This is a genomic window from Paenibacillus mellifer, from assembly GCF_023195895.1.
Classification (GTDB): Bacteria; Bacillota; Bacilli; order Paenibacillales; family Paenibacillaceae; genus Fontibacillus; species Fontibacillus mellifer.
This window is the reverse complement of record NZ_JALPRK010000015.1, coordinates 27,475-48,876: the sequence shown is the minus strand read 5'-3', so window position 1 is coordinate 48,876 and position 21,402 is coordinate 27,475. Positions and strand designations below refer to the sequence as shown.

Below are 21,402 nucleotides of genomic sequence, written 5' to 3'. Positions count from 1 at the left end.
GCTAGGTTAATCCGCCGTATCGCCGCGTGCGGCGCTGATACTCGGCTACCGCTTCAACCAAATGCTCCTTACCGAAATCCGGCCAGAGAATATCCGTGAACCATAACTCACTATAAGCCGTTTGCCAGAGCATAAAATTACTTAATCGCAGCTCTCCGCTTGTGCGAATCAGCAAGTCGGGTTCAGGCAAGCCGGCAGAGAGCAGCCTGGATTCAATCGTGTCCGTCGTAATCTCCTCCACCGACAGCTCACCTGTTTGAACCGCCCGAGCAATATCCTTTACGCTTTCCGTTAATTCGCGGCGGCTGCCGTAATTTAAGGCAAAATTCAAGATCAAGCCAGTGTTCTGTTTGGTTCGCTCAATTGCTTCTTCCATCGCGGCAATCGTGTGCTTGGGCAGCTCATCCGTATGTCCCATCATACGCACCTGGACGTTCTTCTCGATTAACTCTTCCAGTTCAATCGCCAAAAATTCCTGTGGAAGCGACATGAGATAGTCCACTTCATCCTTCGGCCGTTTCCAGTTTTCCGTCGAGAAAGCATACAGGGTTAATATGGAAATACCAAGTTCGTCCGCCGCGATCGTAGCCCGCTTGACGGCTTTCATCCCCGATCGATGACCGACGATACGCGGCAAACCCAGCCTGCGCGCCCATCTTCCGTTACCGTCCATAATGATAGCGACATGTTTCGGGATATTGTCCGGGGACAGGCTGACGGATGCCCCAGAATTCTTCTTTTTCCGCCAGGGTTGAAATAACTTGATCATTCCTTTTCCTCCAGCCGATGATGAAAAAGAGACAAAACCCCACCGTAATAGGAGGGGCCGCTTTTTGTCTCTTAAACTTCCATGATCTCTTTTTCTTTCGCAGCGAGGACCTTATCCACTTCCGCGATAAACTTATCCGTCGTTTTCTGAATATCCTCTTGATGTCGGCGCGATTCATCTTCGGAAATATCGGTTTTTTCCAGCTTCTTGATGTCATCGTTCGCGTCGCGGCGGATGTTGCGGATGGCAACCTTCGCCTCTTCACCGAATTTCTTCGTCATCTTCACGAGTTCTACCCGACGTTCTTCGGTCAAGGCTGGGATCGACAAGCGAATCATCGTACCATCGTTTGCCGGGGTTAATCCGAGATCCGATTTCTGAATCGCCCGTTCGATTTCCGCTAAAGATGATTTGTCCCAAGGCTGGATCATCAACGTTCGGGAATCCGGCGTGTTAATATTAGCCAGTTGATTGATCGGCGTTGGCGAACCGTAGTAATCAACCTGAACGCGATCAAGCAGCGAAGGCGTAGCTCTTCCGGCACGCAGCGTCGCCAGGTCTCTCTTCAAGGCCTGGATCGCTTTGTCCATACGGTCTTCAGCATGTTTCTTAATCGTTTGCGGCATTAATCTACACTCCCTTTGACGATCGTCCCGATTTTCTCACCGAGAACGACGCGCTTAATGTTCCCTTGTTCAGTAATGGCAAAAACGATCAACGGGATATCATTGTCCATACACAGCGAGGAAGCTGTCGAGTCCATGACACCCAGGTTTTTGTTCAACACTTCCAAATACGTGAGGGATTCATACTTCACCGCGCTCGGATCTACAAACGGATCAGCGGAATAGACGCCGTCAACCTTGTTTTTCGCCATCAGGATGACTTCCGCTTCGATCTCGGCGGCACGTAGAGCGGCCGTTGTGTCCGTGGAGAAGAACGGATTACCGGTTCCCGCCGCAAAAATCACAACCCGACCTTTCTCTAAATGGCGGATCGCCCGGCGCCGGATGTAGGGTTCGGCGATTTGTTGCATGGCAATCGAGGTTTGCACCCGGGTAGGCACCTCAATTTGCTCGAGCGCATCCTGCAGAGCCAGGGAATTCATAACCGTAGCGAGCATCCCCATATAGTCCGCAGTGGCGCGGTCGATGCCCTTAGCGCTGCCGGCGATCCCACGCCAAATGTTGCCGCCGCCGCAAACGATCGCCACCTGTACGCCGAGCTCCACCACTTCTTTCACCTGTTCGGCGATGGAAGCGATCGTCTCGGCGTCGATGCCGTAACCGTTTTGACCAGACAACGACTCTCCGCTGACCTTTAAGACAACACGTTTAAACACTGGCTGTTCCAAATGTATACCTCCACACTGAACTCATTCGCGGGTTAAAAAAGAAGGAACACGGCGTGTTCCAACTTTCCTTCACATGTATGTGAGATGGCTTGCTTATTTGTTCACTTGGGACATAACTTCTTCTACGAAGTTGTCCACCTTTTTCTCCAGACCTTCGCCAAGCTCGTAACGAGCGAAACGACGGATCGTGATATTTTCACCGATTGTGCTGATTTTTTCATTCAGCAGTTGAGCGATCGTTTTGTCTGGATCTTTAACGAAAGGTTGCTCCAACAAGCAGAACTCTTCGTAGTATTTGCCGATACGTCCTTCGACCATTTTCTCGACGATTTTTTCCGGTTTGCCTTCGTTCAGAGCTTGGGCTTTCAGGATTTCCTTCTCTTTCTCGAGTTCCTCTTGAGGAACTTCTTCCCGACGCACATAACGTGGGCTCATTGCTGCGATATGCATCGCAACGTCGCGGGCAAATTCTTTAAATTGCTCGTTCTTGGCTACGAAGTCCGTTTCACTGTTGATCTCAACCAGAACGCCAATGCGGCCCCCTGCGTGGATATAAGATTCAACTACGCCTTCTGTTGCGATACGGCCCGCTTTATTCGCGGCGGCAGCGAGTCCTTTTTCACGCAAAAACTCAATTGCTTTCGTCATATCGCCGTTTGCTTCTTCCAGCGCCTTCTTACAATCCAGCATCCCCGCGCCGGTTTTTTCACGTAGTTCTTTAACCGATTTTGCATCAACAGCCATGTTTAATTCCCTCCATATCGATATATAGGGGTGAACCCCTTCAAATCTAAAGATATAAAACCATCCGCATATGTAATAACATCCTATGGGTCGGTCGATTTTATACCGTCTTCTTCACTTTAAAAAAAGGGTAGTGAGAGGTTTGACACCTACCAACCACCCTTTTCATTTAATTTATCGTTTTAGCCTAAGCTATTGCTATTAAGCCGTCGTTTGCTCGCCTTGATGAGCTTCGATCACAGCATCTGCCATTTTACCAGTCAACAGTTTAACCGCGCGAATCGCGTCATCGTTACCTGGGATGACATAGTCGATTTCGTCCGGATCGCAGTTTGTATCCACGATACCTACGATAGGAATACCCAATTTGCGGGCTTCAGCAACCGCGATGCGTTCTTTACGAGGATCGATGACGAACAGAGCGCTAGGCAAGCCCTTCATGTTCTTAATCCCGCCAAGGAACTTCTCAAGACGATCTTTCTCTTTGCGAAGAATGATAACTTCTTTCTTCGGCAATACGGAGAACGTGCCATCTTCTTCCCAAGCTTCCAGCTTCTTCAAACGGTCGATCCGTTTTTGAATCGTTTGGAAGTTAGTCAACGTGCCGCCCAGCCAGCGTTGGTTAATATAAAATTGACCCGCGCGCTCAGCTTCTTCTTTCACGGAATCTTGAGCTTGTTTCTTCGTGCCTACGAACAGAATCGTACCATTCTCTTCTGCTACGCTCTTAACGAAGTTGTAAGCTTCTTCCACTTTCTTGACCGTCTTTTGCAGGTCAATGATGTAAATACCGTTTCTTTCAGTGAAGATATAACGATCCATTTTCGGGTTCCAACGACGAGTTTGGTGACCGAAGTGAACGCCTGCTTCAAGCAGTTGTTTCATGGAGATTACTGCCATCTTCACGCACCTCCTAAGTTTGGTTTTTTTGATGCTTCCTCCGCAGGTTTCATTTTCCACCAAGACTCCCTTATCGAAAAGGCGAGCACCCTTGGCAAAATCATCCCGCGTGCGTTATAACACCGTCAATTACTATACCATAACTAAACAGGGGAATGCAACCGATGTTTGACGTAAATCGACGGCATCATAAAAAGGCACCCTAGGTGCCTTTTTATGTGTTATTCATTTGTTCCCGGTATCCTTAAGAGAGATTTTTGAGATGATCGAATCAAAGTCCTCGCCGACTTGAAAACGATACGTTCCCGCACGAACCTTGTAGTTAATTTCCTTAGATACGGCTGTCTTTAAAAATGCGCTCTTGTCCGCGATGACCCCTGCTTGCTCCAAGCCTTCAGCTACGCCCTCCAACGTCGTGCCTCCGACGATCTTGTATTCCACCGTCGTAAGCGGAGGTGAATCCGAAGCTGCTGGTTCGTTCATTGCTCCGGACTTCGCGCCGGGCATAGCTTGTCCATCCCCAGTTCCGGGCTGTTCCGGTGTGTCGGGAGCCGCCGGTGCATTAGGCTTCGCTGGATCGACCGGGGTTACAGGATTGTTCCCCACTCCGTCCTCAGGTGTGCCCGAAGCCTGGCCGGATCGCTCCAGCCATTCCTCTTCCGTCAACAGCTCTTGGTCCACCTCTACGACCTTTAAGCCTGCAAGCACGGCAGCTCGTTCAATCTGCTCTCTCGAGTGGAGTTCTTTGTTGCTGCCTTGCCCAATCAACATCAACTGGAGAAGCAAAGCTCCTGCGATGAGTCCGCACCCCAATCCAAGCATAAACTGGCGGTTCTTCATCATCGGGACTCCTCCTTCTTGGCCAACTGCAAAATCAGTTGAACCTCACCGCGTTGAAGACCCATCGCTTTGGCGATCATATCAATCGATTTCCCTTTGCCATATAGCTCGAACAGCTCCGGATATCGATCCCGAACCTGTTCCTGCGGGGGTTCCGCTTCCTCCTTCAAGGACGGCTGGTCTAATGGCAAGCTTTCGGATGCTGCGGCAGCCGCAACATCAATCATTGGAAGATTATGGGCAATCGTGTGAATCGCCCCCCCTTGCGCCAAGTCAGCAGCGACGGTCGACTTCTCCATGGCACTTTCCAGGAGACCCAGGCGCGTTTCGGCTTGCTTTGCGGAAGCTTCTGCGTCGCCCAGTCGCCGGCGCAATTCAGCAATTTGTTCCTGCTGCACCAGCTGCTTCGAGACGAAATCCTGCTTCATCTGTCCAACCATATCGATCAATTCTTGGTTTTCATTTTCGATTTCCGCCATGTATTGCTCCAAAGTGACCTCCAAATCTCTGGCCATATCGGCTTTGGGTGACGCAGACTGACGCCCCGGAAGCAGCAAGGCATAGACAAGCGCCGCTGCCCCAAGCAATACGATGTAAAACCAAGGCTCTCCAAATGACAATGTAATCCTCACCTTTTGCGTTGATGTGATCTCTTCTATAGAGACAGGTCGATATGCCGACCCTTATAAGGATGTTCCGCTCTATGCGGCTCCTGTCCCTGCTCGTCCGACTTGTCTCCGGAGCCCCCATGTTCCTGCTCCTGCGCGAAAGAACCATTTCCTTCCCGCCTTACCGTCGTATTATGGGCGCTCTCATCCACGCCGGCGCTTCGCCGGCGCTCTATCTCGCTGTCCTTTAAGGCTTGAGCCGATAACAGACTTTGGTCGAGAAGAGGTCGATGCTGCTGATCATGCTGAACACGTCCCGCCTCACTGGTCCGAGGGACCGCGATTTGCATTTCCACGGATTTCATATTCATGGGATCACCTCATTTATAAACGAAGGGAATGGATAATTCGAATATCGTTCCTATGAGTGCCTTTACTAGATGTAAGCCGACATGGAAATATCCCCTTCGCTAAAATAAAAGGACATTCGCGAAATGGGCTCCTTAATGTACTTGGTATATCTCCCGATGACGATTTTGGATCCGCCATAAATCATTTTAAGGACGTCGACCCGGGCTTTGCCGGTATCCTCGAGTGCCTTCTCGATCGACAGCATACGTTCCTTCATCAGGTTCAGTTCCTGCATATTGGACTTTTTGGTCATATTGAGCTTCGACCGCATCTCCACCTTATCCGGGGTCAATTTCCCCATAGAAGCAAGTTGATCCAGCAAAGTAAGCGCCTTCTCCGTCTTGTCCAAGTTAGCAAGCTGATCCTTCACCTGTTGACGAAGTTCCTGTAACTCACTCCGCAACTCCGGCAAAGCCCCTACTTCGATTGAGGTCGTTGTTGACATCGGATTGCCAATGATCCGTGCGATCACCTTCTCGCCTGCCTGAATGTTCCCTCCAACGATCAAACCTTTAGCCCCGCTGCAGATCACGTCGCGTCCGGCACGGATATTGGAGTGCATAATGCTCTGCGAGACGATCACATCTTCACCCGCTTGGACGTTACCGTCCTGGATAAACGAGCTCTTTATGTTATGCCCGGCCTTGATCAGCCCTTTGTTATAGCCGATAATACCCCCGGTAATCTCGATGGACCCGTCCGCGAACAATTCAGCCCCCTCAACCCCGCCAACGACGCGAATGTCCCCGGCAGCGCTGATTCGAAAACCTGTCAGCACATTCCCGCGGACAACGACTGTTCCTACGAAATCAATATTACCGATACTGTAATCCACGTCCCCGTTAATTTCATACACCGGGAACACATTCAGCTTGCCTTTATCTGTTCGCGTCACCAAACCGTCAATCGCGGCATACATCGCGACCTGTTCAGGGTTCAACACAACGTTCTTGCCAATTTTGAACCGGGCTTCTTTGCCTTCACGGCAAGGAATCGCCTCGCCGGTCACGGCTGTGCCGGGACGACCCGGAACAGGAGGCACGAGCTCCGCAATCAATTGTCCTTTTCGGATATTGTTTAGCCGCGTGACATCCTTTAAATCCACCTTGCCGTCTTCGGATTCCACAGGTCGATGCTGATTATCATCGTCCAAAGAAAATGCATGGCGTATAAAACCGTTCTCCCCGTGAATCGGTTCCTGTCCCATGGCAATTGGCGTTTTGCTGAAAAAGTATTCCTTCGGATTCGCCGCGAAACGCTTGACGATATCCTCTTGAATCCCGAATTTCAAGCCCTCGCTTTGCAGGAAATGAAGCAGCGCATCCGCCGAACAGGCAAAATCGTCTTCCTTCTTTAGAAACTGCAAATAGGCCACCGTCTTATCATCATTCAGCGTCACACTCAGGATCTGTTTTAAATCATCCAGAAGCTCCACGAAGCCGTTCCTCCCTCCATCATACACTCGCTTAAAAATAACCCGTCAGTCTTCACGCATCAACAGATCGCGTTGCTTCTCCAAGCTGCCGCGAAGGCGTAAGATCGCCTTGGAATGCAACTGCGAAATCCGCGAGGGCGATAAAGACATAACCTCGGCGATTTCGCTCAAGGATAAATCCTCGTAATACAACAGGGAGACGACCGTGCGCTCCTTCTCGGTCAACTTCTCGATCCCTTTGGCAAGGGAATCGCGCAAATAAAACTCCCTGACTTTATAATCCGGGTTTTTTGCTTTTTCGTCAACGAGTAAAGTAAGACGAGTCTCCGATTCCTCTTCGCGTATCGGATCCTCCAGGGAACAAAGCGTCATGACGGCAACATCTTGGAGCATGCTTTGAAATTCCTTCTCGCTGATATTTAAATAGGAACTCATCTCAGAATCAGTGACAGAGCGGAGATATTGCTGTTCCAAATGCTGGTATCCCTCTTCGATTTTCTTGGCTTTCTCTCTCACGGATCGGGGAACCCAGTCCCCTTGCCGCAGGCCGTCCAAAATTGCGCCCCGAACCCGCCAAGAGGCATAGGTTTCGAATTGCAGTCCTCGTTTGTAATCAAACTTTTCGACCGCATCGATCAATCCCATGACACCGTTACTGGCGAGATCGTCCTTGGATACGTTTTTGGGCAAGCCGACAGCGAGACGTCCTGAAACGTAGTCGACAATAGACAGATACTTCTCGATAAGTTGTTTCTTAGACTCTAAATCGCCGTGCTCTTTCCAGCTTTCCCAAAGGTCGGCATGATTCAGAGTGGATGTCTTCCGCTCGTTCAATTGCCTTCACCCTCCTTATTCTTCTGTCAGGTGACGAACGACCTTAACCAGCTCTTCAGGATCTTTGTCGTCAGGTGTCTTTACTAATTTTGGCGGATTCAGTGGTGCAAATTGCTCCACTTCCGAAGCAGACGGAGCAGGCTTTAATAGATCATTCAGCTGCTCGCTTTCATCCGGCGTCAACAGATCGAGATTACCGCCCTTGCCCTCTTCGGCTGCCGGACCCGCCTCTTGAACGGGTACGTGATCTCCTGGCATTTCCTTCAAGAACCCAAGCATCCAGCTTGCCGTAAACGCAAGCAGAAACCAGACGGCAAACGAAATGAGACCCCGGATAAAGCTAGTCATGAACAAATTGTTCCCCGCCGAAACGGCAAACGTGATCAGAAATCCGATAAAACCCGACAACAAGTAATATCTCAATTTTCCTGGCATGGCTACAATTCCTTTATCCCCATTTGTACACTTCGCACATATAAGATCCCCGTCGTACTGTCCAATTCAATCGTTCGGCCATAATTGCCTCCCGTATCTTCCGAGAGCAAAGGAATACTCAGCTCGGACAGCTGCTGTTTGCAAGATTCTACATTTCGCGGACCGATCCGCATCGAGTCGCCGCTGGTGGCAAAGGTGAACATTTGTGAGCCGCCGGCCATTTTAGCGACCAGGCGGCGAGGCGCCGCACCAAGCTCCAGCAACTTCTGATACAACGCCGGAATTGCGGTGTCCGCGTATTTGGCGATATTCAGCGCCCCTTCCCGGGCGATATCCGAGGAAGGCAGCATCACATGTGCAAGACCGGCAACTTTGAGCTGCGGGTCAAACAAAGTCAGTCCTACACAGGAGCCTAGGCCGGTTGTTCGTATCAATCCCTGCTGAGTAATGACATTCAACTCGGCCATGCCTACCTTAACGATATACTGCTCATCGATCATGATCGATCGGTACCCCAAGCGCTGCAAAGATTTTAGCGAATGAATCCGGATCAGGAATGAGGAAGAACTGACCTTCCACCTCATGGTGACCTTCGATGAATGTGGTATCAATCAGCAGGGCGGAATCCCCCATTTCACCAAACTGCAGGAGTCCGTAACTTAAGATCGCGCCCGCCATATCAAGAGCCAGGGCAGGAACGGTAGGCGACATCGACAAGGAAGTGAAATCGGCCAAGGAAGACAAATACGACCCGGCCAAAATATTTCCGATCTCCGACAGCGCCGACCACTCCATCTCCGAGAAGGTTTCTTCATTCTCCACGGTGATGCCGGCCAAGCGATGAAGCAGCTTCTTCGCGGCTTCTGGGCTCAGGATGAAGAACAGATTGCCCGGCGCTTCCCCTTCGACGCGGAAGAACACCGCCAGCACCAGGTTCTCCGCGCCGCCGACGCGATCCGCAATCGCTTCAAATGGCAGCATTTGGACCTTGGGAACGGCCATATCGATCGGCTTGTCCAATAGTTTGGACAGCGCGGTGGCGGCGTTACCCGCCCCGATATTGCCCACTTCCTTTAAAATGTCCATTTTGAAGTCTTCAAACCCTTTGAACAAATCCACGGTTTAGCCCTCTAAGCTTTCCAATTGAATGATTTCTTTCCGGCTTAACACTTCCGACAGATTCAGCATGACGAGCAGGCGCTCCTCGGAAATACGGGCCACTCCGTGAAGATATTTAGCTTTAATGCCTCCAACTACGTCCGGCGGGGAGTCGATCAGATCGGAATCCAGATCGATAACATCATTGGCGGAATCCACGATGAATCCCACTTCCATCTCGTTAGCCGATACGATAATGATCCGGGTTTGATCGCTGTATTCGGCCTCTGGTAATCCGAAACGGCCGCGCAGGTCGATCACCGGAATAACCACGCCGCGCAAATTAATAACCCCTTTGACGAACGCATACGTTTTAGGGACGCGTGTAATCGGCATCATGCGCTCAATCGTTTGGACCTTGTCCACGTCGATACCGTACTCCTCATGACCCAATTTAAATACGATGACTTTCAATTCCTCTCCCATGTGGAAACCCTCCTTAGAGTGTAAAACTGGCCTTATTTAATGAAAGCATTCGGATCGATGATGAGCGCTACTTGTCCGTCACCCAAAATCGTAGCTCCGGCAACCCCTTGCACCGACGGCAGGTACTTGCCAAGATTCTTAATGACGATTTCACTTTGACCGATGAAATCCTCTACCGTTAAGGCAGCCAATCGATCTCCTTTGCGAATGACGACGATTTCTGTTTCCTCTTCGTCATTCTCGGAGAAGCCCGGAATGTCAAACAACTTGGCGAGTGACAGTAAAGGGATATGTGTATCGCGATAAGCCACCATCGTATAGCCATGAACTTCTCGAACCTGGTCGCGGCGGATTAAGCCGGTTTCGACGATCGAGGACAAAGGAATCGCATATTTCTCTGTCCCAACCTTGATGAGCATAGCCGAAATGATCGACAAGGTTAGCGGGAGTTGAACCGAAAACTTCGTGCCAGAGCCCAGTTTCGATTCGACGGCTACGACACCGCTTAAGGATTCAATTTTCGATTTGACGACATCGAGGCCAACACCGCGTCCAGAAATATCAGAGATGACCTCCGCCGTACTAAAGCCCGGTGCGAACAACAACATGAATACCTGCTCGTCTGTCATTGAAGCGGCTTCGCTTTCTTTCACGACGCCGTTTTTAAGCGCTTTTTGCAATACTTTATTCCGATCGATGCCGTGTCCGTCATCCTCGATTTCAATAAACACGTGATTGCCGCTATGGAAAGCACGAAGCTGAACCGTTCCTGTATCCGGTTTGCCTGCCGCAATCCGTTCAGCTGTAGATTCCACACCGTGATCCACTGCGTTCCGAAGTAAATGCACCAAGGGATCGCCAATCTCGTCGATGACCGTACGGTCCATTTCGGTTTCCGCACCTACGATTTGGAGATCGATTTTCTTGTCGAGCGATTTCGCCAAATCGCGAATCATCCGCGGGAAACGGTTGAACACGGTATCGACCGGTACCATCCGCAGCTTCAATACGATGTTCTGCAAATCACTGCCGACACGGCTCATATGCTCGACGGTTTCGGTCAGATCGCCGCGTTTCACTTCGTCGGCCAGTTGCTCCAGACGGGCGCGGTCGATCAACAACTCACTAAGCAGGTTCATCAGCACGTCCAGGCGATCGATATCGACCCGAATCGTCCGGGAAGGAGCGGACGCTCCCCCTGCAGGTCGGGCGTTACTCTTAGCGTCAGCAGCCGCGGTCGGTTTAGCCGGCGAAGCTGCACTTGAGGCAGGGGCAGGCGCTACAGCCTCCGCAGTTGCGGCTGTCTCCTTCGCCCCGGAAGTAAGCTGCGCCAAGGTCTCATGGTCCAGCGGCGCAACCTGAGCGGTATCAATTTCCGACAGGTTAAGGATCATATTTTGGATCTCGTCAGCCTCTTTTTGTGTTATGTAGTAAAGAGAGAAGCTGCGTTCGAATTTTTCTTGCTCGATATCTTGAACGGATGGCGAAGATTTCACGATTTCCCCGTATCTTTCCAGGAGGTCAAATACGAGATAGGCGCGAGCCGCTTTCAATTGGCAATCTTCCCGAATCGCCACATCGATGTACATCACTTTATGTCCTTCCGTAATGGACTGCTCCAATACGGAGAATTGATATTGATCCAGCTGGATGGCCGATGGACCGGAAGCAGATGTCTCTGTCGCCGCCGGTTTGCTTGCCGCCGAGCCCCCGCCGCTTGCGAAGTCCCCGCGTACGATGGATTGAAGCGATGCAACGATCTCGCTAACGTCCGCTTTCCCTTCGCCGCCTTGGGTAATGTCCTGTACCATCATCTGCAGGGCATCCAGGCTCTTGAACAGCGTGTCGAAAATAAACTCCTGCATTTTCAGCTTTTCGTTCCGGACCAGGTCAAGCACGTTTTCCATCTGGTGCGTGAGCGAAGACAAGTCCTCGAAGCCCATTGTTGCCGCCATGCCTTTCAGCGTATGGGCCGACCGGAAAATCACCTGAACGATGCTGATATCGTCAGGGTTGCTTTCCAGTTCCAGCATTTTTTCGTTTAATGATTGCAAATGATCGTTCGACTCATCGATAAACATGGATAGATACTGATTCATGTCCATGGTGAGGCACCTCCTCCAAGAGATTCCGTTATTTCACAACTTGTACAAGCTTGGGGCCAATCTCGTATAGCGGTAATACATGACTGACGCATTTCAGTTCGATCGCCGAGCGCGGCATTCCGAATACGACGCACGTCTCTTCGCTTTCGGCAATCGTGGAAGTCACGCCAGCGTCATACAGCCGCTTCATCACTTTCGCCCCGTCGCTGCCCATCCCGGTTAGCAGCACGATATGACGTTTCAGCGCTTGCAGCGGGAGCAGCGATTCATACAAGACGTCCACCGAAGGTCGATGTCCGTTGCAGGGTTCGGTTTTCGTCAAATGGACGCGGTAACCGCCTGCAGAACCAGGCACAACGTTCAAATGAAAACCTCCCGGAGCAATGTATGCCGTACCACTCTGCAATTCCTGACCTTCTTCTGCCTCAACGACGTTAAGCTCACATAAGCTGTTGAGTCGTTGAGCGAGCGACTTGGTAAAGTTCGGCGGCATATGTTGCACAATGACGATGGGGGACGGAAAGTCGCCCGGAATTTTCTCCAAGACCGCTTTCAGCGCCTTGGGGCCTCCGGTAGATGTACCGATCGCCACAAGATCGGTGAATCCCGCCGAAGAGCGGCGGAGCTCCGGCCGCCCTCTGGCCGCAGCGCCGCCCGCGGGTTCACGGGCGGCGGCCACTTCCGCCGCCGACTCCAGCGGCGGCGGTGCCGGCCGGGCCGGCGGGGCTGTCTTCGCCCCGCCGACCGGCGATTGCGCGGGCCGCGTCGCCGGCCGCGCGCGCTCTGCCGGCGCCTTCGCCGGGCGCCGGCCCGGGGCCTCCCGGCCGACGCTTGGCGCGGCCGGGTTCGCTGCGGGCAGCCTCGTCGCCGGACGAGACGAGCCCGCGAGCGGCTGGCGCGCCGCGGCCGAGTCGCCGCCGCCGGCAAGCGCCCGTCCAGCGGGCGGCGCCGGAGACGCGGCCGCCGCGCCGCCAGGGCCGGAAGCCTCCGCGCCATGCGCCGGCGGCTTACCCGCCGAAGGCTGCACCGGCGCGCTTGGCTGCGCAGCCGTCCAGGCGTCACGTCGCTGCTTGGCCTGCATCGCGGCGTGGATCTGCTCGCGCAGCTCGCGCCCCACCTGCTCGATGTCATGCGAGCTAGTGGTGGCCGACGGTTTGCGGATGAAGTCGAAGGCGCCTGATTCCAGCGCCATGATCGTCTCTCGCATGCCCTGCTCGTTGATGCCGGACAACATGATCACCGGCAGCGGATGTTCCTTCATGATGACCTTGAGTGCATCCAAGCCGTTCATTTCCGGCATTTCCACATCCATGGTCACCAGATCCGGCTGGATCCGCACGATTTGCTCAATCGCTTCGCGTCCATTCTTGGCCGTCGCCTGGACCTGAAAAGCCTCTTCCTGTTCGATAAGATCCGAAATGATCTTACGCATAAACGCCGAATCGTCTACCACCATCACTCGATAAGACATCAACGTTCCACCCCTGTTCCTTCACGAAGAATCATTTTGTTAGCTTTAACCATTTATGCATAAATCCTTTGATTCCCGATAAAGTATCCCTCGACTTGGTTTGCGGAACATCCAGATAAGCCAAAGCCAAGCGCTGAATGTCGCGCGCTGCCGAGCAACCGGGGAAAGCGATGGAGAAAGGAACCTGCTTCTTGACCGCCTGCATCACATGCGAATCGTCGCTGAGATAGCCAAGCGTGGGGATATCCATATCAAGGAAACGCCCCGCGACCAGCGAAATTTTATCGGCGACCTGTTTGGCCTCATGCTCCCCCGAGACCCGGTTAATCACTAACCGAAACGGCACTTCCGTCTCCATACCGTGTACGACCTTTATCAAAGCATACGCGTCCGTGATCGAGGTCGGCTCCGGCGTTGTGACAACCAGGCACTCATCGGCCGCGGTGATGAACTTGAGCGTTTCTTTAGACAATCCAGCTCCGGTATCAAAGAGGATAAAATCCATCTCCTCTGAGATCATCTCAATCTGTGACGTAAAATAATTCAGATCGCCTTCGGATAACGAGAAGAGATCAGCTAGTCCAGAGCCACCCGCAATAAAAGGTAAAGCATGCGAGCCCAGCTCCACGATTTCCGTTATATCCTTCTCTCCCTTTAACAAGTGATACAAATTGTATCTCGGTCTGACGCCCATCAAGACGTCGATATTCGCCATGCCAATATCAGCGTCGAAGAGCAATACTTTGCGTCCCAAAGACTTTAGAGCTAAGGCAAAATTTAAGGTAAAGTTGGATTTGCCTACACCTCCCTTGCCGCTGCTAACGGTTAGAATCCTGGCGGATCCTTTGCGGACTTTTGAATCTGTTGAGCCTACGTGTGACGATACCAGTTGTCTGAGTGCTTGGGCCTGGTCGCTCATGGCTTCCATTCTCCCAGCAGAATTTGAACCAGCAGCTCTCCGTCAGCCTGCAGCAAATCATCCGGTACATTTTGACCGTTGGTCAGGAATGACAATTTCAGAGGGTACTCATTTAACAGGTTATAAATCGAGCCTACTGTTTCCGTTTCATCCAGTTTCGTAAAAATCACCTTATCCAAGTTGTATTTGCTAAAATGCTCGGTGATCCGTTTCATATCCTGTGTTTTGGAGGTCAAGCTCAGGACGAGATACGTCTCGCTGACATCCGATGGCGCAAGCAAACTATGTAACTCCGCCACGAATAGTTCATTCAGATAGTTCCTTCCTGCGGTGTCCATCAGGATCAGGTCGCAGTGCTCCAACCGTTGCATCGCGCGGGGTACATCACCGGGAGACTGCACAATCTCAAGTGGAACATTTAAGATAGAAGCGTAGGTTCGCAGTTGCTCGATGGCCGAAATCCGGTAGGTGTCCGCTGTGATGAACCCCACCTTCTTGTGTAAGCGGAAGATTTGGTCGGCAGCGAGCTTGGCAATGGTAGTCGTTTTCCCCACACCTGTAGGTCCTGCGATGTAAACGATTCTCGTGTTATCGCCAATTCCCATTCCGATGCGGTCATTCAAAAAGTCGCTGACAATTGCGCTAAGCTTCGCTCCTATTTCTTCATCGCTTAAGGTCTTGCCAGAGCTTAGCCAGGCTTCATAGATCTCTTCGATCCACTTCTCTGCGAGCTCCAAACTCACTTCCTGGTTTATAAGCTGCTGTTGAAAGGCTTGCAAACTTGCTGGCATCTCGCGGCTGTCGCCTTGCTTCTTGGCCAGCTGGCTGATCCACATCTTCATTTGCCGGACCTCTTCAAGCAAGTGCTCTTCCTTCGTCGAATCATGTATTGGCAGAGCCGAGGTGGGTTCCTGTGCGACAGCCTTCTGAATTGCAGCCTCCAACCGGGCTGACGTCGGATTCGGCGCAGTCTCTACTGGAGTTTGGCGCATTTCCGGTACGTCAGCTTGCGGCTTCGTTACGGGAGGAATCGGGGTGATGATCGGCTCCTCCCTCTCTTGTAAACCAATTGCTGTCAATGTGGAGGATGTTGCCGCAACTTGAGAAGAAGCCGCTGGCTGTGCCAACTGCGACGTCTTCCGATAAGCCTCCGGTACGGCTTGCCGAGCGACCGGGGCGGGTGCCTGCGGCTTAACCGGGGGAACCGACATGGCGGCCGATTTTCCCTTCGGTACAGGCGCCGCGTTCCCTTCCGTAGCGGCGATCACCTCAATCTTCTTCTTCTGGAACATGCCGAGGAAACCGCCAATCTTCATCTCTTTCGTACTCAAGATGACGGCATCCGCTCCTAGTTCGCTGCGGATCTTCAACATGGCGTCAGGCATTGTGTCGACGATATACCGTTTCACTCTCATAAATTCACCACCCCGACACTTTGAATTTCAACATTCGGTTCCAGCTCGCTGTAGGATAATACGGGAATATCCTGCATGCTACGCTCGATGACCTGCCGCAAATACATCCGGATTGTCGGCGAGGTGAGCAGAATTGGCTGATGGCCCGTTTGCACCAAACGGTTGATTTGCTCCGTTAGCTTCTGGAACACCGTTTGCGTTGACGCCGGATCCAGCGCCAGATAGCTACCCTGTTCCGTCTGCTGTACGCTTTCGGCGATCTTCTTCTCTAGAGTAGGTCCTACGGTGATGACGCGCATCGTTTCACCCGGTTGGGTAAACTGCTGCGTAATTTGTCTAGAGAGCGCCTGTCTGACATATTCGGTCAGCACTTCTGGATCCTTCGTATAAGTTCCGTAATCCGCCAGCGTCTCGAAAATCGTCACCATGTCGCGAATCGAAATCTTCTCTTTCAACAATTTGGCCAGTACCTTCTGCACATCACCAATCGACAATACCGACGGAATTAACTCGTCGACAAGAACAGCGTAGTTCTCCTTAAGATTGTCGACCAGGGCCTTGGTCTCTTGACGACCAAGCAGCTCATGCGCATGTTTCTTGATCAATTCCGTCAAATGGGTGGCCACCACGGATGGCGGATCAACCACGGTATAACCGGACAATTCCGCCCGATCCTTGGTTGTTTCGTCGATCCAAAGGGCTGGCAGACCAAACGCAGGTTCGCGGGTCTCGATACCTGTTATCGTATCGTCATCCATCCCTGGACTCATGGCCAAATAGTGATTAAGTAATAATTCACCGCCGCCTACGACATTCCCTTTAATTTTGATGACATATTCATTCGGTTTTAGTTGAATATTGTCGCGAATTCGGATGACCGGAACGACCAGACCTAACTCAAGGGCACATTGGCGTCGAATCATGATGATTCGGTCCAGTAAGTCGCCGCCTTGCCCGGTATCCGCCAGCGGTATAAGTCCGTATCCGAATTCGAATTCGATAGGATCTACCTGCAGCAAATTAATAACACTCTCGGGGCTGCGTACCTCTTCGATTTGCTGCTCCTCCTCTTGTTGTTCCTGCTCAATTTGCCGGCGGTCCATATTTTTCTGCATCTTGAGGGCCGCAAAAATCATTAATCCGGCAAAGGGATAAGTTGTCCAAATCCCGATTGGCGTAAACGTCCCGAGCAGGCCAATGGTCCCGGCTACGATATAAAGCAGCTTCGGATACGTAAACAGCTGCCCCGTAATATCGTCCGCCAGATTCCCTTCCGAGGAAGCACGTGTTACGATCAAACCCGCCGCCGTAGAAATCAGCAATGCCGGAATCTGACTGACTAAACCGTCCCCGATCGTCAGAAGCGAGTAGGTCGAAAGGGCTTCCGCAAACGGCATGCCGTGGATCGTCATCCCGATAATAAAGCCCCCGATCAGGTTGATCAGGAGGATGATGATGCTCGCAATGGCATCCCCTTTTACGAATTTACTCGCACCGTCCATCGCGCCGTAGAAATCGGCTTCCCGTTCAATTTTGGTGCGGCGCTCACGCGCTTGCTGCTCGTTAATGAGTCCCGCGTTCAAATCGGCATCGATACTCATTTGTTTCCCTGGCATCGCATCGAGCGTAAACCGCGCTGCAACCTCGGCCACGCGTTCCGAGCCTTTGGTAATAACGATAAACTGAACGACTACGAGAATCAGGAAGACGACAAAACCGACAACGGGTTCCCCGTGAGAAACCCATGAACCGAAGGTGGCCACCACGTGGCCGGCTTTGGCCTGTCCCAGAATCAGCTTGGTGGTCGACACGTTTAACGCCAAACGGAATAAGGTCGTGATCAGCAGCATTGCCGGAAAGATCGAAAACTGCAGGGCTTCCTTGGTGTTCATCGAAACAAGCAAAATAATCAGTGCTAACGAAATATTGATAATCAGCAAAATATCCAGCAGCCAAGTCGGGATCGGAACGATCATCAGCAAGACGATGCCAATTATGCCAACCAGAACAAATAGGTCTTTAAATTTCTTCACGTTAGTTCCCCTCCGATCCCATTATGATTTGGCTCTGCCTTTGATCCGGTATACGTAAGCCAACACTTCGGCGACAGCTTGAAACAAATCCGCGGGAATCGTATCCCCGATTTCGGTTCGTTGAAACAACGCCCGTGCCAGCGGCTTATTTTCCATTGTAATTACGCCATGTTCCTTGGCGATTTCTCTAATGCGGAGCGCCACATAGTCTTGCCCTTTGGCGATGACCTGCGGGGCATCCATTGCGGATCCATCGTACTTCAAAGCAACCGCGAAATGCGTCGGGTTGGTGATGATCACGTCGGCTTTCGGCACTTCCTGCATCATCCGCTGCAGTGCCATTCGCCGCTGACGTTCCCGAATTTTCCCTTTAATGATCGGATCGCCTTCCATTTTCTTGTATTCATCCTTAATGTCCTGTTTGGACATTTTTAGGTTCTTCTCATGTTCATACCGTTGATACAAATAATCCAGGGCTGCGAGTACAATTAAGGCAGCTGCGATTTTGATCCCCAAATTCATCGTCAACTGGGCGGTAAAATGAAACGTATCATCCACCGACAAATGCCCCAGAGCGGATAAACTTCCACGGTATCCCCAAATCGTTGAATAGACAAGATATCCAATAATCAGCAACTTGAACAGCGTCTTGAGAAATTCGACCATTGATCGCATCGAAAAGATGTTTTTAAAGCCTTTGATCGGATCTAGCTTACTGAACTTCATTTTGAGCGGCTCTCCAATAAACAGGAAACCGATCTGTGCATAGTTCGCAACAACAGCCACTACCACAACGACCAAGAAAATTGGAGCCAGCAGCAATAGCACTTGTACCGCGTAATCCCCCATCATGGTCATCACGTTGGTTTGCGTTACGTTCATCGACAATCGGTTATAGAACACATCGACGAACAGGCTGACCAACCGTTCCTTGATATAACCGCCGAAGGCTGTCAGACATAAAAAACCAGCCATCAGAAGTAAGGCCCCGGACAGCTCCTGGCTTTTAGCCACTTGACCTTTCTTACGGGCGTCCTGACGTTTTTTCGGAGTCGCTTTTTCCGTCTTTTCACCGGCGAACAGCTGCAGATCAAGCGAATACCGATATGACATAGCGATCCTCCATCCTACTTCGGCCTTTGTCCGATCGCACCGAGCAGATCATGCAGCGCACGGAACAACACCTCGAACAAAGATTGAAACGCAACGATAAATCCAGGTACCAGTACCAACAAGACAAGTAAACCTACAATGATCTTCACCGGAATTCCGATGACAAAAATATTGAATTGCGGAGCCGTTCGAGCCAAAAACCCTAACGCTACGTCGGTAACAAATAAGGCCACCACAAGTGGAGCGGACATTTGGAATGCCAACAAAAACGCCTGGCTGAAGGTTTGAACGAGAAATTCGGGCAAATCCCCATTGTAAATTTGTTGGAACAGATCATTCGACAAGGGGATCCAGTTATAACTTCGTATGACAGCATCCAGCAAATAGTGATGTCCGTTCATGCTAAGGAACATCAACGTAGCAATGATGTACTTCAGGTTTCCTAGAACAGGCGCCGCTGCTCCGGTCATGGGGTCGATCACATTCGCAATCCCGAAGCCGATTTGAATGTCAATAAAGGACCCGGCCATTTGAATGACTGAAAAGATTAAATTCGCGACATATCCCATCAGCAGACCGACCAGCACCTCACGTAAAATGAACAACACGTACCCCAAATCGTTAGGCAACGCTTGATTCGGACCAATCGTCAACAGAATGACAACCGCAATCATTCCTGAGAAACCAACCTTAAATGTATTCGGCACCGTTCGAGATGAAAATATCGGTGAAACTACAAAAAAGGCTGTCATTCGACAAAAAATAAGCATAAAAGTAGAAATTCCGTGCAATAAAGTATCCATAAATAAGACGACCTAACCGATATAACTAGATAGGTTATTTAGAATTCCATAAGTAAAGTCCACCAGCGTTGTTAAAATCCAAGGACCAAACAACAGTAAAGCGACTAAAACCGCAACGATTTTGGGAACGAAGGCAAGCGTTTGCTCCTGAATTTGGGTCGTCGCTTGAAAAATACTCACCAAGAGCCCCACCACGAGACCGATCAACAACATCGGCGCGCTGACCTTCAACACGGTGTAAACGGCTTGTCCGGCCAAACCGATAATAAATTCCGAACTCATAAACCGCTTTCTCCTTCCCTGAATCTGAACCGATTCCCTTATTCCTAGGTGTTAAAACTGACTAACAGTGATTTGACGATCAAATACCAGCCATCCACCAGCACGAACAATAAGATCTTAAACGGCAGTGAGATCATGACGGGTGGTAGCATCATCATCCCCATCGCCATGAGCACGCTGGAAACAACGATATCGATAATCAGAAATGGGATGAAAATCATAAAGCCCATTTGAAACGCCGTTTTAAGTTCGCTGATGGCAAAAGCGGGCACCATGACCGAAAGTGGAATGTCCTCGTAGCTTTTAGGCTTTTCCATTTTGGTATAACCCATAAACAGCTGAAGGTCTTTGGTTCTCGTATGCGAGTACATGAACTTCTTCATCGGAACCGCGGCTTTATCCAAAGCTTCGGATTGGGTGATTTCCCCTTTGATATAAGGCTGAACCGCTACCTCGTTGACGGTAGAGAGCGTTGGGCTCATTACAAATAACGTTAGGAACAAAGCTAGTCCAATCAGCACCTGGTTCGGGGGCATTTGCTGTGTTCCTAAGGAGGTGCGGACAAACCCCAAAACGACGACGATTCGGGTAAAACTTGTCATTAGCACTAGAATTGCCGGCGCTATGCTCAGTACCGTGATCAGTAAGATGATCGACAACGAGCTGGTACCTGACGCTCCGCCCGAGCTTGAATTTCCGATTTGAATTCCGATGTTCGGAATCGGGTCCACCGGTTCGGCCGATGCGATGGAGACCGCAAATAGGCTCCATAACGTCAGCATCAAGCTGACAATCAACAATTTTCTCTTCATGAATCCCTCGACCGATCTGTAGATTGTTCTTCCGGATCCTGCAATAATTCCTCCATTTGCCGTTTCCGGTCCGGCATCTTCCGCAGTTGCGATTGAAACACCTCATGGAATGCGACTCCGTCAAGTCCCTCTTCCTCTCGAGGTGGTTCTTTGCGAAAACGGGAGATCAAGCCGGATAAAGTCGACGACAATCCGGCAAATTCCGCTCCTTCTTCTTCGAAGGCATTCACCAGCAAGGCTACCTCGTCCGGCCCGGATATTTTATCCACCAGGGAAATATCCTCACCGACACCGACAAGATAGATACTCCCCCCGATTTCAATCACTTGCAGGGATTTGTTCGGTCCGAGGCCAATGGCTCCCAAAGTACGAATCGCGCGGCTTTGGGACAAATACCGGTTCCTTTTGCCAAGAAAACGAACCAGTAAGACGATTAAAGCAATGATTAGGCCAAGCACCACGATGACGGTAAACAAGTTCCCCCAAAGGTTGACGTCCCCAGAATTAAACTCCTGAGAATTATTCATCGCTTACC

The 21,402-nt window shown here is 51.0% G+C and carries 24 protein-coding genes; all 24 read right to left on the bottom strand.

The genetic code is table 11. The annotated features are described in order from the left end of the window. Position 1: 1 nt before the first annotated feature. The 24 genes from uppS to M0651_RS15660 all read right to left on the bottom strand — a co-directional run bounded on the left by uppS (position 2) and on the right by M0651_RS15660 (position 21,394). Positions 2 to 769, bottom strand: a complete 768-nt coding sequence (gene uppS, locus M0651_RS15775; RefSeq protein WP_248552701.1) for an undecaprenyl pyrophosphate synthase — start codon at positions 767 to 769, stop codon at positions 2 to 4. 71 nt (positions 770 to 840) lie between these two features. After that, positions 841 to 1,395, bottom strand: coding sequence for a ribosome recycling factor (gene frr, locus M0651_RS15770; RefSeq protein ID WP_248552700.1), 555 nt, complete (start codon positions 1,393 to 1,395; stop codon positions 841 to 843). Further along, positions 1,395 to 2,123 carry a UMP kinase gene (gene pyrH, locus M0651_RS15765; protein WP_248552699.1) on the bottom strand — a complete coding sequence of 243 codons (729 nt, stop codon included), beginning with the start codon at positions 2,121 to 2,123 and terminating at the stop codon, positions 1,395 to 1,397. Before pyrH ends, frr begins: the two co-directional genes overlap by 1 nt. Positions 2,124 to 2,216: 93 nt before the next feature. Then, a complete protein-coding gene (tsf, locus tag M0651_RS15760) occupies positions 2,217 to 2,867 on the bottom strand; it encodes a translation elongation factor Ts (protein WP_248552698.1) in 651 nt (216 codons plus the stop codon). 201 nt (positions 2,868 to 3,068) lie between these two features. Next, on the bottom strand, positions 3,069 to 3,767 hold the full coding sequence (rpsB, locus tag M0651_RS15755) for a 30S ribosomal protein S2 (RefSeq protein WP_248552697.1): 699 nt from the start codon (positions 3,765 to 3,767) through the stop codon (positions 3,069 to 3,071). A gap of 225 nt (positions 3,768 to 3,992) precedes the next feature. Next, positions 3,993 to 4,610, bottom strand: a complete 618-nt coding sequence (locus tag M0651_RS15750) for an MltG/YceG/YrrL family protein (protein WP_248552696.1) — start codon at positions 4,608 to 4,610, stop codon at positions 3,993 to 3,995. Beyond that, complete coding sequence (locus M0651_RS15745) at positions 4,607 to 5,227, bottom strand: hypothetical protein (RefSeq protein WP_248552695.1); 621 nt, start codon at positions 5,225 to 5,227, stop codon at positions 4,607 to 4,609. Before M0651_RS15745 ends, M0651_RS15750 begins: the two co-directional genes overlap by 4 nt. A 35-nt stretch (positions 5,228 to 5,262) precedes the next feature. After that, positions 5,263 to 5,586: a hypothetical protein gene (locus M0651_RS15740; RefSeq protein ID WP_248552694.1), complete on the bottom strand. Its 324-nt coding sequence runs from the start codon at positions 5,584 to 5,586 to the stop codon at positions 5,263 to 5,265. A 65-nt stretch (positions 5,587 to 5,651) separates the two neighbouring features. Further along, positions 5,652 to 7,061: a FapA family protein gene (locus tag M0651_RS15735; protein WP_248552693.1), complete on the bottom strand. Its 1,410-nt coding sequence runs from the start codon at positions 7,059 to 7,061 to the stop codon at positions 5,652 to 5,654. Positions 7,062 to 7,106: 45 nt separating this feature from the next. After that, the gene (locus M0651_RS15730; RefSeq protein ID WP_248552692.1) at positions 7,107 to 7,895 is read right to left on the bottom strand and encodes a FliA/WhiG family RNA polymerase sigma factor; all 789 of its coding nucleotides are present in this window, start codon (positions 7,893 to 7,895) and stop codon (positions 7,107 to 7,109) included. Positions 7,896 to 7,910: 15 nt separating this feature from the next. Further along, positions 7,911 to 8,330, bottom strand: coding sequence for a hypothetical protein (locus tag M0651_RS15725; protein ID WP_248552691.1), 420 nt, complete (start codon positions 8,328 to 8,330; stop codon positions 7,911 to 7,913). Between the two features lie 2 nt (positions 8,331 to 8,332). Next, positions 8,333 to 8,830 carry a chemotaxis protein CheD gene (locus M0651_RS15720; RefSeq protein ID WP_248552690.1) on the bottom strand — a complete coding sequence of 166 codons (498 nt, stop codon included), beginning with the start codon at positions 8,828 to 8,830 and terminating at the stop codon, positions 8,333 to 8,335. Continuing rightward, positions 8,820 to 9,416 (bottom strand): chemotaxis protein CheC, encoded by a 597-nt coding sequence (locus tag M0651_RS15715; protein WP_282577943.1) that lies wholly within the window; start codon positions 9,414 to 9,416, stop codon positions 8,820 to 8,822. Before M0651_RS15715 ends, M0651_RS15720 begins: the two co-directional genes overlap by 11 nt. A gap of 36 nt (positions 9,417 to 9,452) precedes the next feature. Further along, positions 9,453 to 9,914 (bottom strand): chemotaxis protein CheW, encoded by a 462-nt coding sequence (locus M0651_RS15710; RefSeq protein WP_248552688.1) that lies wholly within the window; start codon positions 9,912 to 9,914, stop codon positions 9,453 to 9,455. Positions 9,915 to 9,946: 32 nt separating this feature from the next. Next, positions 9,947 to 12,019 carry a chemotaxis protein CheA gene (locus M0651_RS15705; RefSeq protein ID WP_248552687.1) on the bottom strand — a complete coding sequence of 691 codons (2,073 nt, stop codon included), beginning with the start codon at positions 12,017 to 12,019 and terminating at the stop codon, positions 9,947 to 9,949. Between the two features lie 28 nt (positions 12,020 to 12,047). Then, positions 12,048 to 13,490, bottom strand: a complete 1,443-nt coding sequence (locus tag M0651_RS15700) for a protein-glutamate methylesterase/protein-glutamine glutaminase (RefSeq protein WP_372490968.1) — start codon at positions 13,488 to 13,490, stop codon at positions 12,048 to 12,050. A 31-nt stretch (positions 13,491 to 13,521) separates the two neighbouring features. Then, positions 13,522 to 14,409, bottom strand: a complete 888-nt coding sequence (locus M0651_RS15695) for a MinD/ParA family protein (protein ID WP_248552685.1) — start codon at positions 14,407 to 14,409, stop codon at positions 13,522 to 13,524. Further along, positions 14,406 to 15,824 (bottom strand): flagellar biosynthesis GTPase FlhF, encoded by a 1,419-nt coding sequence (gene flhF / locus M0651_RS15690; RefSeq protein ID WP_248552684.1) that lies wholly within the window; start codon positions 15,822 to 15,824, stop codon positions 14,406 to 14,408. The genes M0651_RS15695 and flhF overlap by 4 nt, the downstream gene beginning before the upstream one ends. Next, on the bottom strand, positions 15,821 to 17,857 hold the full coding sequence (gene flhA / locus M0651_RS15685) for a flagellar biosynthesis protein FlhA (RefSeq protein WP_308195522.1): 2,037 nt from the start codon (positions 17,855 to 17,857) through the stop codon (positions 15,821 to 15,823). The genes flhF and flhA overlap by 4 nt, the downstream gene beginning before the upstream one ends. 21 nt (positions 17,858 to 17,878) lie before the next feature. Then, positions 17,879 to 18,970, bottom strand: coding sequence for a flagellar biosynthesis protein FlhB (gene flhB, locus M0651_RS15680; RefSeq protein ID WP_248552683.1), 1,092 nt, complete (start codon positions 18,968 to 18,970; stop codon positions 17,879 to 17,881). 14 nt (positions 18,971 to 18,984) lie between these two features. After that, positions 18,985 to 19,773, bottom strand: coding sequence for a flagellar biosynthetic protein FliR (fliR, locus tag M0651_RS15675; RefSeq protein WP_248552682.1), 789 nt, complete (start codon positions 19,771 to 19,773; stop codon positions 18,985 to 18,987). Between the two features lie 12 nt (positions 19,774 to 19,785). Next, positions 19,786 to 20,055: a flagellar biosynthesis protein FliQ gene (fliQ, locus tag M0651_RS15670; protein WP_059045330.1), complete on the bottom strand. Its 270-nt coding sequence runs from the start codon at positions 20,053 to 20,055 to the stop codon at positions 19,786 to 19,788. 44 nt (positions 20,056 to 20,099) lie between these two features. Then, a complete protein-coding gene (gene fliP / locus M0651_RS15665) occupies positions 20,100 to 20,867 on the bottom strand; it encodes a flagellar type III secretion system pore protein FliP (protein ID WP_248552681.1) in 768 nt (255 codons plus the stop codon). Then, a complete protein-coding gene (locus M0651_RS15660; RefSeq protein ID WP_248552680.1) occupies positions 20,864 to 21,394 on the bottom strand; it encodes a FliO/MopB family protein in 531 nt (176 codons plus the stop codon). The genes fliP and M0651_RS15660 overlap by 4 nt, the downstream gene beginning before the upstream one ends. Between the last annotated feature and the right edge of the window lie 8 nt (positions 21,395 to 21,402).

Bases quoted from the DNA above. Each gene is read 5' to 3' on its own strand.
- uppS (WP_248552701.1), bottom strand. From the start codon at position 769: ATGATCAAGTTATTTCAACCCTGGCGGAAAAAGAAGAATTCTGGGGCA.
- frr (WP_248552700.1), bottom strand. From the start codon at position 1,395: ATGCCGCAAACGATTAAGAAACATGCTGAAGACCGTATGGACAAAGCG.
- tsf (WP_248552698.1), bottom strand. From the start codon at position 2,867: ATGGCTGTTGATGCAAAATCGGTTAAAGAACTACGTGAAAAAACCGGC.
- rpsB (WP_248552697.1), bottom strand. From the start codon at position 3,767: ATGGCAGTAATCTCCATGAAACAACTGCTTGAAGCAGGCGTTCACTTC.
- M0651_RS15750 (WP_248552696.1), bottom strand. From the start codon at position 4,610: ATGATGAAGAACCGCCAGTTTATGCTTGGATTGGGGTGCGGACTCATC.
- M0651_RS15740 (WP_248552694.1), bottom strand. From the start codon at position 5,586: ATGAATATGAAATCCGTGGAAATGCAAATCGCGGTCCCTCGGACCAGT.
- M0651_RS15725 (WP_248552691.1), bottom strand. From the start codon at position 8,330: ATGCCAGGAAAATTGAGATATTACTTGTTGTCGGGTTTTATCGGATTT.
- M0651_RS15720 (WP_248552690.1), bottom strand. From the start codon at position 8,830: ATGATCGATGAGCAGTATATCGTTAAGGTAGGCATGGCCGAGTTGAAT.
- M0651_RS15715 (WP_282577943.1), bottom strand. From the start codon at position 9,416: ATGGACATTTTAAAGGAAGTGGGCAATATCGGGGCGGGTAACGCCGCC.
- M0651_RS15710 (WP_248552688.1), bottom strand. From the start codon at position 9,914: ATGGGAGAGGAATTGAAAGTCATCGTATTTAAATTGGGTCATGAGGAG.
- M0651_RS15705 (WP_248552687.1), bottom strand. From the start codon at position 12,019: ATGGACATGAATCAGTATCTATCCATGTTTATCGATGAGTCGAACGAT.
- M0651_RS15700 (WP_372490968.1), bottom strand. From the start codon at position 13,490: ATGTCTTATCGAGTGATGGTGGTAGACGATTCGGCGTTTATGCGTAAG.
- M0651_RS15695 (WP_248552685.1), bottom strand. From the start codon at position 14,409: ATGAGCGACCAGGCCCAAGCACTCAGACAACTGGTATCGTCACACGTA.
- flhF (WP_248552684.1), bottom strand. From the start codon at position 15,824: ATGAGAGTGAAACGGTATATCGTCGACACAATGCCTGACGCCATGTTG.
- flhB (WP_248552683.1), bottom strand. From the start codon at position 18,970: ATGTCATATCGGTATTCGCTTGATCTGCAGCTGTTCGCCGGTGAAAAG.
- fliR (WP_248552682.1), bottom strand. From the start codon at position 19,773: ATGGATACTTTATTGCACGGAATTTCTACTTTTATGCTTATTTTTTGT.
- fliQ (WP_059045330.1), bottom strand. From the start codon at position 20,055: ATGAGTTCGGAATTTATTATCGGTTTGGCCGGACAAGCCGTTTACACC.
- fliP (WP_248552681.1), bottom strand. From the start codon at position 20,867: ATGAAGAGAAAATTGTTGATTGTCAGCTTGATGCTGACGTTATGGAGC.
- M0651_RS15660 (WP_248552680.1), bottom strand. From the start codon at position 21,394: ATGAATAATTCTCAGGAGTTTAATTCTGGGGACGTCAACCTTTGGGGG.